We start from the raw sequence: 13,115 nt of genomic DNA, 5'->3' as shown, positions 1-13,115 counted from the left end.
ATCAGCTCGTGAAAAACTTGAGAGGGCTTATGGTGCCCTCAACTAGTCAGAACTTGTGTGATGAAGTACTAGCAACTAGCAACTAGCAACTCTAACCTTTATTTATCTCTAAAATCGCTTTTAAAGTATGTTCTTTTTCAAGAATATCACGATAAAGAGCAAACTGATTACGGGCACGCTCTAGGTTATGGTTTGCATGCTTGGTAGCAAAGTAATTATCGCCATCAATAAAGTCTGTTAAAAAGCGCAGGCCGATCATAAAGGTCATGACCTTTGTGCCTAACCAAAAGCTTTCTTTTTCAGTATCGGTGATCACATCTTTTAAAGGCTCAACATAACCTTTTACAATCGCTGCAAATATCTCTTCACGAACACGAACATTGCTCAAATTAGTAGAATCTTCTTGCTCAGGTGAGCAGAAGGTGCGCACCATATCGCCAAAATCAAATAACCAATAACCCGGCATACAGGTGTCTAGGTCAATCACTGCTTTAGCATCGTCAGATTGTGTGCAAAACAGCATGTTGTTGATTTTAGTGTCATTATGGCAAGGTCTAAGTGGGATCTTACCCTCAAGCTCTTTAAGTTCAGTTACTAAACCTTGTTGTGCTAAACAAAAGTCAATATCGTCTTGGCATAGCGCTACTCTGCTTGCTGGATCTTTTGCTAACACGTTTTTGAACGCGTCAAAACGCATTGCTAAATTATGAAAATCAGGGATCACATGATGCAACTGATCAGCCTGAAAATCTTGTAAGGCTAAAGCAAATTGTCCAAATGCATTGGCTGCAGTTTGTGCTTGCGATATGGTTGCTACCACATCTTCACTGTAGCTGCCGCCAATAAATTCGAGTGCGCGCCACACGCCTTGATCACACTCAACTAAAAAGTCATTTTGAATGGTGGGCACATGACGAATAATGTCGAGGTTATATTCACCATTGTCGTGCTTTACAGTTAAATGCTGTTCAATTAAGCGAGCATTTTCAACAAGTTGTTCAGGATTCGGAAAAACGGTTGTATTTAACTTTTGAACCACAAGTGCTTGATCATCTGCTTTTAATAGCATGGTGGTATTTATATGGCCATTGCCAATCGGTTTTAGGCTAATATCCACTTTATTTAGGCCAAAACACTCTGATAAGTGTTCTGCGACAGGGTTAGACTTCATAGAAAGTTCACTTTTAAAATGCGTTTGAACAGCTGTGGTTGCTGGTTGTTCGTCCATGATGTAATTCATAAAGCTTTTTCGAAACCTTTTCTAGCTCTTCTCTGTAAGTGACGCCATACCAGGCTGATTGCGCTTGATAGACCATGACAGATTGTTGATTGTTTTTAACAGCAGTTTGGATTTGATCAGGTAAATAATACTCTTTTGTGACACCGTTGTCATTATGTTCTAGGAATTGCGCAAAGCCTATTTCTAACTCGTTGAATATGTTTGGCGTTACTCCCCAAAAACTCATGGAGCCTAGAGCTTCGGTCGAAATTACTTCGCGCTTACCCTGAGGGTTGTCACCATACAAGGTCTTATCTTCAAGTTTTATATTTAAATACTCAATCACATTAGTAAGTTGTTGCTGCTCATTCACTTCACAAACACCACGATTTACACCACCTTGTTCAGAAAGTGTGTTTTTGATTGGAAAACCAACCATGGCCCAATCGTTATTATTTTTAAAGTGTTTAGCCATTATTTCAAAAGAGGATGCCCCATAATAATCATCAGCAGTGATGACAATAGCGGGGTTCTTTACATAGGGCTTTGCACATAACAGAGCATGCCCAGTTCCCCAAGGCTTAATACGATCTTTCGCTAAATGGCTGTACTGCTCAGGTACCATACTAATTTCTTGTTCAACAAGCACAACCTCAAGTGATTTAGGTAAGCGAGGCAGTATGGTTGCTTCAAGTTCGGCGCGGATTTTTTTATTTATGATGATAACAGCTTGGCTTACACCCGCTTTTATTGCATCACGAATGCTTAATTCCATTATGGTGCAGCCCAACCCTGGGATCTCTGCTATTTGTTTGTTTCCGCCAAAACGACTACCAAGCCCACCGGCTAATACGATTAAAGTAAGAGAGTGTTGTGTCATTGTGTGAATAAGTTAAAAAATAAAGGAAAAGAGTACCAGAAACCCCAAAAGAAAAATATTATTGCGAGCTAGCAATCGCAAAGAATTATTTTAAACGATTGAGGAATTCAAGAAACTTTAAACGGAACGGTATTGTTGGTGTGGGATGCATGTAGGAGGTACTTTAGTGCAGAAAATGTTTGCACAATAAGATCTGTGGTTCAATATGTTTTTATACGATTTGCACAATGAGAAAAGAAAGAGGTAAACCAAGAACTTACTTAATTTTTACTTCAAAGCGCAGCGCCTCTTACCCTCTTTGTGAGCTAAAGATCTTTTTCCTAACCACAGAGGACATAGAGAGCACAGAGGAAGAGAAAGCGAGACCACAATCTCTTTGTTGATAGTGGCTTCTCTGTGTAGCGCGAAGCGCCTCGGTGTTCTCTGTGGTTCAATATGTTTTTAAAAAATTTACACAAAGAGAAGTGAATTAGAAGAGAATGAGGAAGTGATAATTACGTTTTCTGTTTTCTCTCAAGCGCTGCGGCTCTTATCCTCTTTGTGCGATTAGATGTCTTTGATGTAGGCGTGAAATTTATTTCGCGCTTTCTTGTAGGTCGTGCTTTAGCATGTCATTGATAAAACGTACGTAATATCTTGTCGCCATAAATGACGACTTACATTAACAAAATCGCATCTTGCACCTTGTGCCTTAAACCTAATAGCTTCATATTTACGTAGGTGGTATATTCCCTATGTGGTGATTAACCCCTTTAGGTAGAAGATTTAATGGCAAAAGATAGATATGCGCCAAAGGCTCTTGGCGATATTATGGCGGGCTTGAGTGGTCGTTTAGCGTCTTATGCTGGTAAAACCCAAGGCCTGTCGAGTCAACAAACGATTTTAGACGAGTTTTTAGGTGAAACGCTTTCCAAAAAATGCCGGGTAAGTAATTACCGCGATGGTACTTTGATGATTGAAGCGGTTTCTGCACCGATTGCACTGCGTTTAAATTATTTAAAAATGGATATGCTCTCGCATTTTCGTGCCGCTGGCATGGTAGAGCTTGGACAAATTAAAATTACCGCCAACCCACAAGCTACTCAGCGCTTATCTACATCAAAAGAAGCTGAAAAAAAACCGCAATCAAAGCGCCATATGAGTGAGCAAACGGCGGACTATTTAACAGCTATTGCTGCTGACGCCCCTCCATCGTTAAAAGAAAAATTAGAGCGCTTAGCCCAACACGGGCGGAAAAAATAAGTAAAGCCATCAGCTTTCAGCCGTCAGTTTTGAGTTGCCCAGCATTGCCTGTTGGTTATGTGTTGATGTGCATGATTCGCGTTGTATGATAGGCGCGCCAAGCAAGCGTGACGCCTACGTTTGATGTAGGCGTGAAATTTATTTCGAGCGTCATATCTTTCTCACAAAGAGAAGTGAATGAGAAGAGAATGAGGTAAACCAATAACTTACTTAATTTGTTTTCCTCTAAAGCGTAGCGCCTCATATTCTCTTTGTAATATTTATTTTCTCTGTGTAGCGCGAAGCGCCTCTATGTTCTCTGTAGTTCAAATATTGTTTTTACATGATTTGCACAAAGAGAAGTGAATGAGAAGAGAATGAGGTAAACCAAGAAGTTACTTAATTTTTACTTCAAAGTGCAGCGGTTTTTATCCTCTTTGTGAGCTAAAGATCTTTTTTCTAACCACAGAGGACATAGAGAGCACAGAGGAAGAGAATAGTAGATTGTAAATCGTTATTCACTGAAGCGCGGAGTGCCCATAATCTCTTTGTGATATTTATTTTCTCTGTGTAGCGCGAAGCGTCTCTATATTCTCTGTGGTTCAATATGTTTTTAAAAAATTTGCACAAAGAGAAGTGAATGAGAAGAGAATGAGGTAAACCAATAACTTACTTAATTTGTTTTCCTCTAAAGCGAAGCGCCTCATACCCTCTTTGTAAGTTAAAGATCTTTTTTCTAACCACAGAGGTCACAGAGAGCACAGAGAAAGAGAAAGCGAGACCATAATCTCTTTGTTGATAGTGGTTTCTCTGTGTAGCGCGAAGCGCCTCGGTGTACTCTGTGGTTCAAATATTTTTTACATGATTTGCACAAAGAGAAGTGAATGAGAAGTGAGTGAGGAAGTGATAATTATGTTTTTTGTTTTCTCTCAAGCGCAGCGCCTCTTATCCTCTTTGTGAATATTATTTTTCACTTTTGCAGGTTTCGCGATATAAAATCGCGCCTACAATCGAGCTCCTTTTTTCATCCCTGATCTTGATTTTATTTCAATTGTCGCCATATCTACTCAGTGGTCTTGTTTTCACCTTTTTTATGGGGTTAGATCAAAGATTATGGCTGATTTTTAAATTTTCTTGCCGAAATTCCATATCTTCACACACAGAAGGTTTGATGTTGCGCAGACTCTGGTATGATAGCGCACGAAATAAGCGGTGTTTTGAACAGCGTACTGATAAATTGTTAATTAATATGCCCTACATCATGAGCATAAGCGCATATTAATTATCAATTGAAGAAAGTGGGTTAGCTAATGACTAGCTAACAAAGAATATATTGTAACGGTTTTATCATGATATCTAATTTATTTACCAAGATTTTTGGTAGTCGCAATGACCGCACTATTAAAAACCTAAGAAAGACGGTCGCTCTAATTAATGCGCTTGAAAAGCAATTAGAAGCGCTTTCTGATGAAGATTTAAAAGCAAAAACAGCTGAATTTAGAGAGCGTTACGATAACGGACAAAGCCTAGATGATATCTTACCAGAAGCATTTGCTGTGGTACGTGAAGCATCTAAGCGTGTAAATGGCATGCGTCACTTCGACGTACAGCTACTAGGTGGTATGGTGTTACATCAAGGTCGTATCGCAGAGATGCGTACCGGTGAAGGTAAAACACTTACTGCAACATTACCTGCATACCTTCGTGGTTTAACAGGTAAAGGTGTTCACGTTATTACAGTGAATGACTACCTTGCAAAACGTGACGCCGAAACTAACCGTCCATTATTTGAATTCTTAGGCCTAACAGTAGGCTGTAACGTACCGGGCATGATGCCACAGCAAAAGAAAATCGCTTATGCTGCCGACATTACTTACGGTACGAATAACGAATTTGGCTTTGATTATCTTCGCGATAACATGGCATTTAGCATTGAAGAACGTGTGCAACGCCCACTTTACTACGCAGTAGTGGATGAGGTGGATTCAATCCTAATAGATGAAGCGCGTACGCCGCTTATTATCTCAGGTCCTGCAGAAGACAGCTCTGAGCTTTACATCGAAATCAACAAAATTGTGCCAGAACTTGAGCTACAAGAAAAAGAAGATGAAGAAGGCGTTGAAGGTGACGGCGACTTCACTATCGACGAAAAATCTAAGCAAGTTCACTTAACTGAACGTGGCCAAATCAAAGTTGAAGAACTATTAATTGAGCGTGGCTTAATCGAAGAAGGTGATTCACTTTACTCAGCTTCTAGCATCACATTATTAAGTCATGTGTATGCGGCGCTACGAGCTCACAAGCTGTATCAAAAAGACGTTGATTACGTTGTTAAAGAAAACGAAGTTATCATCGTTGATGAGCATACAGGCCGTACAATGGAAGGTCGTCGTTGGTCAGAAGGTTTACACCAAGCTGTTGAAGCAAAAGAAGGTGTGCGCATTCAAAACGAAAACCAAACATTGGCATCAATCACATTCCAAAATTACTTCCGTTTATACGACACATTAGCGGGTATGACAGGTACAGCAGACACCGAAGCGTTTGAGTTCCAGTCTATCTATGGTCTAGACACAGTAGTAATGCCAACTAACAAACCGATGATCCGTGACGATCGTGCTGACCTTGTGTACTTAACACAAGAAGAGAAGTACGAAGCAATTCTTGCTGATATCAAAGATTGTCAAGAACGTGGTCAACCGGTACTTGTGGGTACGATTTCTATCGAAAGTTCTGAGTACTTATCGCAGTTCTTACGTAAAGAAAAAATTAAGCACAACGTACTTAATGCTAAGTTCCACGCGCAAGAAGCAGACATTGTAGCTGATGCAGGTTTACCTGGCACAGTAACCATTGCAACTAACATGGCCGGTCGTGGTACCGATATCGTGTTAGGTGGTAACTGGCACAGCGAAGTTGAAAAGCTAGAAAACCCGACTGATGAACAAATCAAAGCGATTAAAGATGAGTGGCAAAAACGTCACGATGCAGTAATCGAAGCGGGTGGTCTACACATCATTGGTACTGAGCGTCACGAGTCTCGTCGTATCGATAACCAGTTACGTGGTCGTTCAGGTCGTCAAGGTGATGCGGGTTCAAGCCGTTTCTATTTATCAATGGACGACGCGCTAATGCGTATCTTCGCTGGTGAGCGCATGACTAACATGATGCGTAAACTTGGTATGCAACGTGGCGAAGCGATTGAGCACCCTTGGGTTAACCGCGCAATCGAAAATGCACAACGTAAAGTTGAAGCACGCAACTTCGACGTTCGTAAGCAACTACTTGAGTACGATGATGTAGCAAACGACCAACGTCGTGTTGTTTACTCACAGCGTAACGAGCTACTTGAAGAAGGCGATATTTCAGAAACTATCACTGCAATTCGTAGCGACGTTCTTAACAGTACGATTGACCAATATATTGCACCGCAAAGCTTAGCTGAAATGTGGGATATTCCAGGTCTTGAAGAGCGCTTAAAACTAGACTTCTTAATTGAGCTGCCAATTTCACAATGGTTAGCTGACGATAGCAAACTATACGAAGAAAAACTTCGTGAGCGTATCGAAGAAGCGGTTGAGCAAGCATACAAGCAAAAAGAAGAGATGGTAGGTGAGTCTGTACTTCGTCAATTCGAAAAAGCGATTATGCTACAAAGCCTAGACCAACACTGGAAAGATCACTTGGCAGCGATGGACCACCTTCGTCAAGGTATCCACTTACGTGGTTACGCACAGAAGAATCCAAAGCAAGAGTACAAGCGTGAGTCGTTTGAGCTGTTCTCTGAAATGCTTGAGAACTTAAAAATCGACGTTGTTGGTATTTTAAGTAAAGTGCAAGTTCGCGCAGAAGAAGATGTTGAGAAAGTTGAAGAACAACATCGTCGTAGCGAAAATGCACCACGTGAATACCAACACGAAGAAGCTGAGCACATTGGTGGCGAAACACCAGAAGGTGCTACAGTAACTCATCGTGCAGAGCCTAAAGTAGGCCGTAACGAGCCTTGCCCATGTGGTTCAGGTAATAAATTTAAACAGTGTTGCGGTAAATTAAAGTAACCATAATACGCTGATAAAAAAGCGACGCTTGCGTCGCTTTTTTTATGATTAAGGAATAACAAATGACAAAAAAAGTAGTGCATGTTGCTGTTGGCGTTATTTATAAAGATCAGCAGTTATTTATTTGTAAGCGCCCAGACGACAAACACCAAGGCGGCTTGTGGGAATTCCCTGGCGGTAAAGTAGAGCAGGGCGAAAGTGTGTTTGCAGCACTTCAGCGTGAGCTGTTAGAAGAAGTAAACCTAACCGTAAACGGCAGTGAAGAGCTAATGGTTATCGAGCATGACTACGGCGATAAATGCGTGCGCTTAGATGTGCACATTGTTGATGATTTCACAGGCACTGCCCATGGTGCAGAAGGCCAACAAGGTAAGTGGGTTGCACTGAGCGAGCTTGATGATTACAGCTTTCCAGCTGCGAATGTTGAGATTATCGAAAAGATAAAGCAGAAGTTTGAGCTGTAAGCTGAACGGTGTTGTTGGTGGGAGATGCGTGTAGGAGGTACTTTAGTGCCGAAAATATTTTCACAAAGAGAAGTGAATGAGAAGAGAATGAGGAAGTGATAATTATGTTTTTTGTTTCCTCTAAAGCGCAGCGCCTCTTGCCCTCTTTGTGAATTAAAGATCTTTTTCTAACCACAGAAGACACAGAGAGCACAGAGGAAGAGACCAAAATCTCTTTGTTGATAGTGGTTTCTCTGTGTAGCGCGAAGCGCCTCGGTGTTCTCTGTGGTTCAATATTTTTTACACAAAGAGAAGTGAATGAGAAGAGAATGAGGAAGTGATAATTATGCTTTTTGTTTTCCTCTAAAGCGCAGCGCCTCTTGTCCTCTTTGTGAATTAAAGATCTTTTTTCTAACCACAGAAGACACAGAGAGCACAGAGGAAGAGATCATAATCTCTTAGTAAATATTGGTTTCTCTATGTAGCGCGAAGCGCCTCGGTGTTCTCTGTGGTTCAATATGTTTTTAAAAAATTTGCACAAAGAGAAGTGAATGAGGAAGTGATAATTATGTTTTTTGTTTTCTCTAAAGTGCAGCACCTCTTGTCCTCTTTGTGAATTAAAGATCTTTTTCTAACCAAAGAGGACACAGAGAGCAGCCATTTGTCTAACACCAAGGCTAGTGCTTACTTATAACCGTTAGGGTTTTTACTTTGCCAGCGCCACGTATCTTGCATCATCTCGTCAATGCCGCGCTCAGCTTGCCAGCCAAGCTCCTTTAGCGCCTTTTCTGGAGCAGCGTAACATGCAGCTATATCACCCGCTCTGCGCGGCGATATTTGGTAAGGAACAGCTTGACCGCTGGCTTTTTCAAAGGCATTAACCATTTGTAATACCGAATAACCATTGCCTGTGCCAAGGTTAAATACGTGTGCGCCTGTATCACTAGCAATGCGGTTCAGCGCTTTTAAGTGACCAAGCGCTAAATCAACTACATGAATGTAATCACGCACGCCCGTGCCATCTATCGTATCGTAGTCATCACCAAACACACCTAGTTTTTCTAATTTGCCAACTGCCACCTGAGAAATATACGGCAGTAAGTTGTTAGGAATGCCATTAGGGTCTTCACCGATTAGACCCGACTCGTGCGCACCAACAGGATTAAAGTAACGTAAAATTACAAAGGCAAAGCGTTCATCCGATTTAGCAATATCTTGTAGCATCATCTCAACCATGAGTTTAGATGTACCGTATGGGTTTGTTGTGCCACCAACAGGGAAGTCTTCTCGAATTGGTAAGCTTGCTGGGTCGCCATAAACCGTTGCTGATGAGCTAAATACTAATTTGAATACACCAGCGTCGCGCATTGCATCAACCAGCGTTAACGTGCCTTGTACGTTGTTTTGGTAATACTCAATAGGTTTAATAACCGATTCGCCCACTGCTTTTAAACCTGCAAAGTGGATAACGCTGTCGATTGAGTGCTCACTAAAGATTTTATCTAAACAGGCTCTATCTAAAATGTCACCTTGGTAAAACGTGACATCTTTACCCGTAATTTTTTTAACACGAGCCAATGACTCATTTGATGAATTGCTTAAATTATCAAGTACAACAACATCATTACCATGTTGTAATAATTCTAAAACGGTATGTGAACCGATATATCCGGCTCCGCCGGTGACTAAAATGGTCATAAGATTTCCATAAACTATACCTGATTAAATTAGGCTTATTTCATCATATTTCGCGTTAAATTACATGAATAAAATGTGATTATCATTCTGTATGGCAAGGTGAGGTAGTTGTTTTTGATTACACTTTATACCATATTGGTTACACCTAGCTGATTACATATTAAGCTATAGTTAATCGTCAGCTGCTAAATTTTTAAGCACTAGCTAAACCTGTTAACTGGAGAATATGATGAATATAGTAAAAAAAGTTGCGTTAGCGCTTATGGTTACGCTCCCGGCTTTTGCTCATGCAGGCGAAGCAAAAGTTAAATGGCATGACTTTAATGATTATCGTGATGTACGCCCAGGGAATAACTCACCAAAAGGCGCATTTCATAAAAATGTGGCAAATAATTTTGAAAAACACTTTAACAAACTAGCTGAAAAGCTACCCGAAGGTTATACCTTTAATGTTGAGGTGACAGAGCTCGATCTAGCTGGTGATGTGCGTTTTGGTACCATGAATGAGCTACGTATTATCAAACCAATTTACTTTCCGCGTATCGACCTAAATTATTCAATTACCGATAAAAACGGTAAGGTCGTGAGCGAAGCAAACGATGTAAAACTCAAAGATATGGGATTCATGGATCGTATGAAGATGGGTCGTGACGAGGCTTATTATTACGATAAACGTTTAATTACTGATTGGTTCGAAGATGAGCTATTACCGTCGTTAAATCTTGATGAATAAACTTAGTCACTATGTGGCTGTAGCAGTAAGTAAATAGTACAACTAAATACATATTTAACTGCTGCTACAATTTATAAATTTCATTTTATTGAGAATATCCGTATATAAGTTTTTCTTTTAGCTTATTCGTTTAACGTTCAATACCTAAAGTACTAAAAGTATTCTTAGTCTTGATCTTGGTTACATTTTGAACCATATTATTATTCTATTACATGATTTTTACGTGGTGTTCACACTATACATTTTATAAATGTTGATTATGTAATAGTATGAAACCTAATGGAGAAATGGAATGATTAAGATCAATAAAGCTTTACTTGTAACTAGTTTACTTTTACCTGCTTTTGCCTACTCTGGTGAAGCCGAAGTAAAATGGCAAAATTTTGATGAATACAGTGATGTGCGCCCAGGGAGTAACTGGAAAAAAGAAAATTACTATAACAGCGTTAAGCGTAACCACGAAAAAACGTTTAGAAAGTTAGCAAGTAAATTACCCGATGGTTATGTTTTTTCTGTTGAGGTAACAGATTTAGATCTTGCTGGTGAAGTACTGTTAGGTAATGGCAATGGCAATAGTACCGAACCTCGCGTAATGTCATCTACATACTCACCTAAAATTACCTTAAATTATACAGTTAAGAGTAATGATGGAAAAATTGTTAGCCAAGATAGCAACTTGAAACTTAAAGATATGAGCTATCTAGATGGTATCGTAATGCGTTACAAAGATTCATACTATTACGATAATAAACTGATAGCCGAGTGGTTTGAGGATAAACTGCTTCCGTCAATTGACTCAGCTGAATAAATACGCTTTTATGGCAGCAACTTTATATCGAGTGTTTTTGCTTTTGTGTGCATAATTAACAAGATATAAAAGCGCTGCCAAAATTAACTATATGAGTTTTAACTATGAATATACTCATTGTTAAACTTATGGCTAAAGAGCCACTTTCACTTTTCCGTTAGTTTACTTAAACGTCGCTAACAGTTGTAATAGCTGTTGCAGTTTAATAACGGTTTTTTTCAGTTTTTCTTCGTCCATACCGTCGTTGCTTAAGCTTTCTACATCAGCAGCAACATCGAGAACGTAAGGTTTAAAGCGTTTAGCTTCAAAATCAAAGCCAGCATCTTTTGCAAATAAGGCTGTGAATTTGCCGTGCCCTTGCTGCTGTAAGTCATCTAATTTTTTATCGGCATCAAGTGCCTGACGGTAAACGATTTTTAGGTTAGCATTTAGCTGTTCTATAATTGAATCCATTTTTTTCCTAAAGCTTTAGACTGCAATGCCGATATAGTACGTGGATTGTCATAAAAAGTCAGGTAATGAACTATGAATATATCAGGATCAAGCTTACCAGCGATGAGTGGCGGTGGTGAAAGCGCCGAAGTTTACAGCGCATCGCTTGCTAAAAAACAGCAAAAAGCAGAAGGTGCAGCAGCTCTAGCGCTAATCGAAGGTGCAGCCACATCGAGTGCAGCAGCACAAACACCTGCTAAGTCGGTAACTGCGACACTAGGTAACAACGTAAACGTATACGTTTAGTTGTTAAACTAGATAGGGCGTGTTGACCCTTTATGATTAATTTTGCAGCAGTGTGTTTGGTATTTAGGCAAGGCAGAGCCTATGCAGTGTGGTTGTTCCCCATAAATAGGCGATAACGCAGCATTAATGCCAAACACGCGCTGCCCTTCGGGTTCTTCCTAGGGGCGATTAACTCTTTGTTACTCGATTTTTACTTAGTCCACTAGGTTACAAATCTCGCGCCGCGATTAAATCGCCCCTAGAGTGAACAAATTTCAATCAACAAAGGTCAACACGCCCTTAGATCGATTGGCGTTTTACTTTTTTCGCCGCCGATCTCGCGTACCAGCTTAGGAACCAAGAACCCCGGCAATGCTGCCAGCATAGCCGTCACGATTTCCCGTGCCTGACTCTCTGCTATATCAAAGTGGCTGGCACCTTCAACTTTATCAAGTAGATGTAAGTAGTAAGGTAAAATGTCTGCTTCGAATAGCGCTTCACTAAGTGCAACTTGTGACTCGACAGAATCATTCACATCTTTTAGTAACACGGCCTGATTTAATAACATCACCCCCGCAGCCTTTAATTTTTGCATAGCCGCTTTAAAGTCATCATCAATTTCATTAGCGTGATTGATATGGTTTATAAACACCACTTTTAACGATGATGCAGCAAAGCGTGCACATAGCTCATCGGTAATTCTTGCAGGGATCACCACAGGTAAGCGGCTGTGAATACGTAGGCGTTTAATTTGCGGTAGCTGTTCGAGCTCATCCATAAACCAACTAACGGCATCGTCTTTGGCCATCAAAGGGTCGCCGCCACTTAAAATGACTTCGTTAATATTGCTGTCGGCTTTTATATAAGCCAGTGCATCAATCAAGCTGCGTTTGTTTAATTGGTTTTCTTGATACGGGAAATGGCGCCTAAAACAATAGCGACAATTTACCGCACAACCGGTTTTAAACATCACTAAAACGCGAGAGCGATACTTGTGTAACAAACCCGGTTGGTTGTTATCTTGCTCTTTTAAGGGGTCTTTGTCGTAACCTGTTTTTGCTAAAAATTCTTGATGGCGAGGCATCACTTGCAGCAAAAGAGGGTCGTTTATGTCGCCATAACGCATTTTTTTGATAAAAGGCAGCGGCACGCGGACAGGAAAAAGACTGCGTGCTTTGAGGTCTTTTTCGTCTACTTTGCTTGATAATCCTAGCATTTCTAGCAAGCGTTCAGGACAAGTGACAACATTTGCCAATTCTTTTTGCCAGTTTTTATGCAAATTTACTTCATTTCTTTGTATCATTGACACGTAGATTACTCGAAATTATTTAGACAGAG

At 40.4% G+C, this 13,115-nt stretch carries 11 protein-coding genes; 6 read left to right on the top strand and 5 right to left on the bottom strand.

Features of this window, described 5'->3' with window-relative positions:
• Positions 1-91 precede the first annotated feature (91 nt).
• Both ACSFVZ_RS19590 and ACSFVZ_RS19585 read right to left on the bottom strand, forming a co-directional pair.
• Complete coding sequence (locus ACSFVZ_RS19590; protein WP_135926225.1) at positions 92-1,171, bottom strand: phosphotransferase enzyme family protein; 1,080 nt, start codon at positions 1,169-1,171, stop codon at positions 92-94.
• A gap of 13 nt (positions 1,172-1,184) precedes the next feature.
• Positions 1,185-2,099, bottom strand: coding sequence for an NTP transferase domain-containing protein (locus tag ACSFVZ_RS19585; protein WP_435559458.1), 915 nt, complete (start codon positions 2,097-2,099; stop codon positions 1,185-1,187).
• 768 nt (positions 2,100-2,867) lie between these two features.
• Here ACSFVZ_RS19585 and ACSFVZ_RS19580 point away from each other — a divergent pair.
• The 3 genes from ACSFVZ_RS19580 to mutT all read left to right on the top strand — a co-directional run bounded on the left by ACSFVZ_RS19580 (position 2,868) and on the right by mutT (position 7,842).
• Positions 2,868-3,341 (top strand): DUF721 domain-containing protein, encoded by a 474-nt coding sequence (locus ACSFVZ_RS19580; protein WP_135923392.1) that lies wholly within the window; start codon positions 2,868-2,870, stop codon positions 3,339-3,341.
• Positions 3,342-4,669: 1,328 nt separating this feature from the next.
• Positions 4,670-7,378, top strand: a complete 2,709-nt coding sequence (secA, locus tag ACSFVZ_RS19575) for a preprotein translocase subunit SecA (RefSeq protein WP_135923393.1) — start codon at positions 4,670-4,672, stop codon at positions 7,376-7,378.
• A gap of 62 nt (positions 7,379-7,440) precedes the next feature.
• On the top strand, positions 7,441-7,842 hold the full coding sequence (gene mutT, locus ACSFVZ_RS19570; protein ID WP_135923394.1) for an 8-oxo-dGTP diphosphatase MutT: 402 nt from the start codon (positions 7,441-7,443) through the stop codon (positions 7,840-7,842).
• 663 nt (positions 7,843-8,505) lie between these two features.
• Here the strand turns inward: mutT and galE are convergent.
• Positions 8,506-9,519, bottom strand: a complete 1,014-nt coding sequence (gene galE, locus ACSFVZ_RS19565; protein ID WP_435559457.1) for a UDP-glucose 4-epimerase GalE — start codon at positions 9,517-9,519, stop codon at positions 8,506-8,508.
• 229 nt (positions 9,520-9,748) lie between these two features.
• Between galE and ACSFVZ_RS19560 the strand changes: the two genes are divergently transcribed.
• Both ACSFVZ_RS19560 and ACSFVZ_RS19555 read left to right on the top strand, forming a co-directional pair.
• Positions 9,749-10,252 carry a DUF3016 domain-containing protein gene (locus ACSFVZ_RS19560; protein ID WP_135923396.1) on the top strand — a complete coding sequence of 168 codons (504 nt, stop codon included), beginning with the start codon at positions 9,749-9,751 and terminating at the stop codon, positions 10,250-10,252.
• A gap of 292 nt (positions 10,253-10,544) precedes the next feature.
• The gene (locus ACSFVZ_RS19555; RefSeq protein WP_435559456.1) at positions 10,545-11,060 is read left to right on the top strand and encodes a DUF3016 domain-containing protein; all 516 of its coding nucleotides are present in this window, start codon (positions 10,545-10,547) and stop codon (positions 11,058-11,060) included.
• A 162-nt stretch (positions 11,061-11,222) separates the two neighbouring features.
• Here the strand turns inward: ACSFVZ_RS19555 and ACSFVZ_RS19550 are convergent, their stop codons facing one another.
• Complete coding sequence (locus ACSFVZ_RS19550; RefSeq protein ID WP_054561134.1) at positions 11,223-11,513, bottom strand: hypothetical protein; 291 nt, start codon at positions 11,511-11,513, stop codon at positions 11,223-11,225.
• A gap of 72 nt (positions 11,514-11,585) precedes the next feature.
• Here ACSFVZ_RS19550 and ACSFVZ_RS19545 point away from each other — a divergent pair, with 72 nt between their 5' ends.
• On the top strand, positions 11,586-11,798 hold the full coding sequence (locus ACSFVZ_RS19545) for a hypothetical protein (protein ID WP_135923398.1): 213 nt from the start codon (positions 11,586-11,588) through the stop codon (positions 11,796-11,798).
• Positions 11,799-12,066: 268 nt separating this feature from the next.
• Here the strand turns inward: ACSFVZ_RS19545 and epmB are convergent, their stop codons facing one another.
• Entirely contained in the window at positions 12,067-13,080 is a 1,014-nt protein-coding gene (gene epmB / locus ACSFVZ_RS19540; RefSeq protein ID WP_435559455.1) for an EF-P beta-lysylation protein EpmB, read from the bottom strand.
• Between the last annotated feature and the right edge of the window lie 35 nt (positions 13,081-13,115).

The organism is Pseudoalteromonas nanhaiensis (assembly GCF_051235485.1).
In the GTDB taxonomy this organism is placed as follows: Bacteria; Pseudomonadota; Gammaproteobacteria; order Enterobacterales; family Alteromonadaceae; genus Pseudoalteromonas; species Pseudoalteromonas lipolytica_C.
The sequence above is the reverse complement of the archived record's forward strand: the minus strand, read 5'-3'. Positions and strand labels throughout refer to the sequence as shown.

Bases quoted from the DNA above. Each gene is read 5' to 3' on its own strand.
- ACSFVZ_RS19590 (WP_135926225.1), bottom strand. From the start codon at position 1,171: ATGAAGTCTAACCCTGTCGCAGAACACTTATCAGAGTGTTTTGGCCTA.
- ACSFVZ_RS19585 (WP_435559458.1), bottom strand. From the start codon at position 2,099: ATGACACAACACTCTCTTACTTTAATCGTATTAGCCGGTGGGCTTGGT.
- ACSFVZ_RS19580 (WP_135923392.1), top strand. From the start codon at position 2,868: ATGGCAAAAGATAGATATGCGCCAAAGGCTCTTGGCGATATTATGGCG.
- secA (WP_135923393.1), top strand. From the start codon at position 4,670: ATGATATCTAATTTATTTACCAAGATTTTTGGTAGTCGCAATGACCGC.
- mutT (WP_135923394.1), top strand. From the start codon at position 7,441: ATGACAAAAAAAGTAGTGCATGTTGCTGTTGGCGTTATTTATAAAGAT.
- galE (WP_435559457.1), bottom strand. From the start codon at position 9,519: ATGACCATTTTAGTCACCGGCGGAGCCGGATATATCGGTTCACATACC.
- ACSFVZ_RS19560 (WP_135923396.1), top strand. From the start codon at position 9,749: ATGAATATAGTAAAAAAAGTTGCGTTAGCGCTTATGGTTACGCTCCCG.
- ACSFVZ_RS19555 (WP_435559456.1), top strand. From the start codon at position 10,545: ATGATTAAGATCAATAAAGCTTTACTTGTAACTAGTTTACTTTTACCT.
- ACSFVZ_RS19550 (WP_054561134.1), bottom strand. From the start codon at position 11,513: ATGGATTCAATTATAGAACAGCTAAATGCTAACCTAAAAATCGTTTAC.
- ACSFVZ_RS19545 (WP_135923398.1), top strand. From the start codon at position 11,586: ATGAATATATCAGGATCAAGCTTACCAGCGATGAGTGGCGGTGGTGAA.
- epmB (WP_435559455.1), bottom strand. From the start codon at position 13,080: ATGATACAAAGAAATGAAGTAAATTTGCATAAAAACTGGCAAAAAGAA.